Raw genomic sequence first — 3,322 nt, 5'->3', positions numbered from 1 at the left:
AGGGGTGAGGCTTTGCTTGCCCTCAATCTCACCTTAAACTCACTTCCTTTCCCCGGTTCGCTCTTCACTTCCACTGTACCGCCATGCTTTTCCACCATTGTCTTCACATAGAACAGACCGAGGCCGTAGCCTTTCACTTCGTGCAGGTTGCCGGTGGGTACTCGGTAGAACTTGTCGAATACGTGGGGCAGGCGGTCGCGGGCGATGCCGATGCCGTGGTCGCTGACACTGATTTCTGTATAGACTTGTCCGTCTGTGTCCGTGTAATGGCAGCAACGGACGGTAATGTCGGCCTGGTTGCGCGAATACTTCACGGCATTGTCCAGCAGATTGCTTACGATGTTGGACAGATGGGTGCGGTCGGCAGGGACGGTCAGGTCTTCGGGGACGATGTCGAGCGTGATGTGGACAGGCTTGTCGGCTTTCAGCTTATGCAGTTCGATGAGGGAGGGCAGGAGGGTAGCTAAGTGTACTTCTTCCCAATGGAGGCGGAAGGTCTTGCGTCGCTCCATCGACATGGAGAGTATCTGCTCTACCAGCCCGCCGAGGCGTTGCAACTGCTCCTGGCAGATGCGCAGGTAGCGTTCGCGCTTGCCGGGGTCGTCGGCTTGGTGGAAGTTGAGCAAGGCATCGGTGGCGGCATAGGCCACGGCAATGGGGGTTTTCAGTTCGTGGGTGATGTTGTTGGTAAAGTCGCTTTTCATTTCCTCCAGCGTCTTCTGCCGCAGGATGGTGTGGATGAGGTACCAGAAGGAGAAGCCGAGGATGAGGAGGATGACCGACGAAGTTATCAGTATGCCTGCCATCTGCCGCAGCACGAGGCCTCCCAACGGTTCGGTGGTAAGACGATAGACATCGTGTTCCGAAGAGGAGAAGGCGTATTGGTAGCTGACGGCATCGGGACCGGGCACATAGCCGGGTGTGCCGCCTGTGGCCAGGGTATCGGTATAGAGCCAGCGGTCTTGGGCGTCGTAGCCAGAGTACAGGTATTGCAGGCGGTAGCGTATGGGGATGTTCATTTCCCTGAGGCGGGTGTTGAGCAGGCTGTCGTATACACTGAAATCGGGACTTCTCAATATGTCGAGCCCCGAGTGCAGTCCGCGTTGCAGGTAAATGGCCATGCCGGTCATGGTGCGTTGGTTGCGCAGCAGCATGTCGAGCCCCTCCTTTGCATGAAGCATGGCGTCGGGGCGCACGGTATCTGTCTCTATCCGCTGTAGCGTATCGTTACGGGCGGTGAAGCCCTCTATCACAGTGTCAGATACCTGATGCAGCACGGTGCTGCTCCGCACAAACTGCTTGCCCTCGTCGTCAAAACCAGTGGAGATGGAGACTTCGCCATGCTCTCTGTTCCTTTCCTGTAGGTGTTCGATACGCACCAGCATCTCGTTGTAGTCGCTGATGCGCATGGCTTCCGTGATGTTGCGCTCCAGGTCGGTGCGCATGGTGCGGTAGAGGCCTGTCAGCCAGTAGGTCTGATAGGCAAAGATACCCGTCAGCGAGAGGATGACGAGCAGGGCGATGTATTTCGAGGGCAGTTTCATGGGGATAAAGATACGCACTTCCTTTTTATCTCCCGATGTCTGGTAAGACTAAATAACACTTCTTTTTCGGTAGTCCGGTGGCTGGATTTCTTCTTATATTCGGTTGCATGTATTAATTTTGTTGCCCGAATTAAAATTGTTGAATATATGAAACATATTATTGATGTAGATACCTGGGTCCGTCGCGACAACTATCGCTTCTTTGAAACCTTTGTCAGTTCGTGGTATGCTGTGGCCACCGAAATCGACTGTACCGAAGCCCGTGCGGCAGCCAAACGCCGGGGGCAGTCGTTCTTTCTCTATTATCTGTATGCCGTGGTACGTGCTGCCAACGAAGTAGATGAGTTGCGTTACCGCATCGACAAGCAGAAGCAGGTTGTCTTTCACGACCGGGTGGACATCATCACACCCATCGCTGTGCCCGGCCGTACCTTCTTCACCCTGCGCATACCTTATCACGAAAGTTTTGCCGACTTCTACGCCGAAGCCCATCAACTGATTACCCATATTCCGTCCGACGGCGATCCCTATGGTGCCGAGAAAACGCTGATGGCCCAAGGCGACTACGATGTGGTGCATCTGAGTGCCGTGCCCGGCATGTACTTCACATCCATTACTTATACGTTGGCCGAAGCGGGCAATGCCTGCAACTACCCTTTGATGACTGCCGGCAAGGCCGTTATCCGCGAAGGCCGGTTGGTGATGCCGCTGTCCATTTATGTGAACCATGCTTTTGTCGATGGCTCTCACCTTTCGCTGTTCTTCCAGAAGATAGAGCAGTATCTGAAGGAGATTGCGGAGGACAAGAACGTTGAATAATACGATCCGATAACACTTGATAAGACTTCATAAGCCTGCGATAACGCGGGCTTTATTTGTCTCTGTCTATCTTTGTGCCACCGAAAAGAACGGCAGAAGGATACAATCATCCCCGTTGATGGTAGGAATCATCCCGGTTGATTGGGGGAATCATCCCGGATGATTGTACCCTAAGGTCATGAGGAAGAAGGGCAGGGTGCAGGCATACACCGCTCCTTGTCTGCGATACTGGCAGCCGGACTTCGGAGTGATGTATCATGCAGTACAAAAATGAAGAAAAGAATGATGAGACAAAAACTATTGGCATCGGCAGCCTGCCTGCTGCTGGCTCTGCCGCTCTCCGCCCAGGAGAATCTGGAAAAAGAAAACACACGTACGCTGTCGGCCGACAGCATCCTGACGGGCGATGCCCGTATGGACAGCCTTTACCGGCATTTGCCCGAGGTGATGGTGACCGGCGAACGTCCCGTCGTGAAGGCTTCGGCCGGTAAGCTGGAGTACGACCTGCCGCGGATGATCAAAGACCGTCCGGTGGATAACGTATACGAAGCTTTGAAAGAACTGCCCGGCGTGATGGAGCAGGACGGTGCGCTGACGTTGGGCATGCAGGCGGTTACCATCGTGCTGGACGGCAAGGTGACCAACATGAGCGGTGCGCAGCTGTACGCCTTGCTGAAATCGTTGCCTGCCGACCGCATCGAACGCGTCGAAGTGATGTACAACGCGCCTGCCCGCTATCAGGTACGTGGAGCGATGATCAACGTTCGCCTGCGCCACCGTATCGGCGACCCAGGCGTGATGCAGGGCGAAGTCTACGGAAAATACAATCAGGAGCATGAAGCCTCGTTCGAGGAACGTGCCTCCTTGTTATACAACGGGCATCGGTTTTCGGCCGACTTTCTTTACTCTCACACCCACGGCGAAAGTTTCAACACCACCGATAAGGAAGCCCGTCACTG

Annotated in this window: 2 protein-coding genes and 1 pseudogene; 2 read left to right on the top strand and 1 reads right to left on the bottom strand. The window is 54.6% G+C overall.

Annotation, left to right across the window (positions count from 1 at the left end):
• Positions 1-1,544 (bottom strand): sensor histidine kinase (locus QVP67_RS09940; RefSeq protein ID WP_288180112.1); only part of this gene is annotated, 1,544 nt, incomplete at its 3' end.
• A gap of 147 nt (positions 1,545-1,691) precedes the next feature.
• Between QVP67_RS09940 and QVP67_RS09935 the strand changes: the two genes are divergently transcribed.
• On the top strand, positions 1,692-2,363 hold the full coding sequence (locus QVP67_RS09935) for a CatA-like O-acetyltransferase (RefSeq protein WP_022163409.1): 672 nt from the start codon (positions 1,692-1,694) through the stop codon (positions 2,361-2,363).
• Between the two features lie 285 nt (positions 2,364-2,648).
• Positions 2,649-3,322, top strand: a pseudogene (locus tag QVP67_RS09930) (Plug domain-containing protein); the annotation flags it as partial.

The sequence above is a fragment of the Bacteroides sp. CAG:633 genome (assembly GCF_000435115.1).
In the GTDB taxonomy this organism is placed as follows: Bacteria; Bacteroidota; Bacteroidia; order Bacteroidales; family Bacteroidaceae; genus Bacteroides; species Bacteroides ndongoniae.
The sequence above is the reverse complement of the archived record's forward strand: the minus strand, read 5'-3'. Positions and strand labels throughout refer to the sequence as shown.

What these genes read in the sequence shown, in the direction of transcription:
- QVP67_RS09935 (WP_022163409.1), top strand. Translation starts at nt 1,692, where the DNA reads ATGAAACATATTATTGATGTAGATACCTGGGTCCGTCGCGACAACTAT.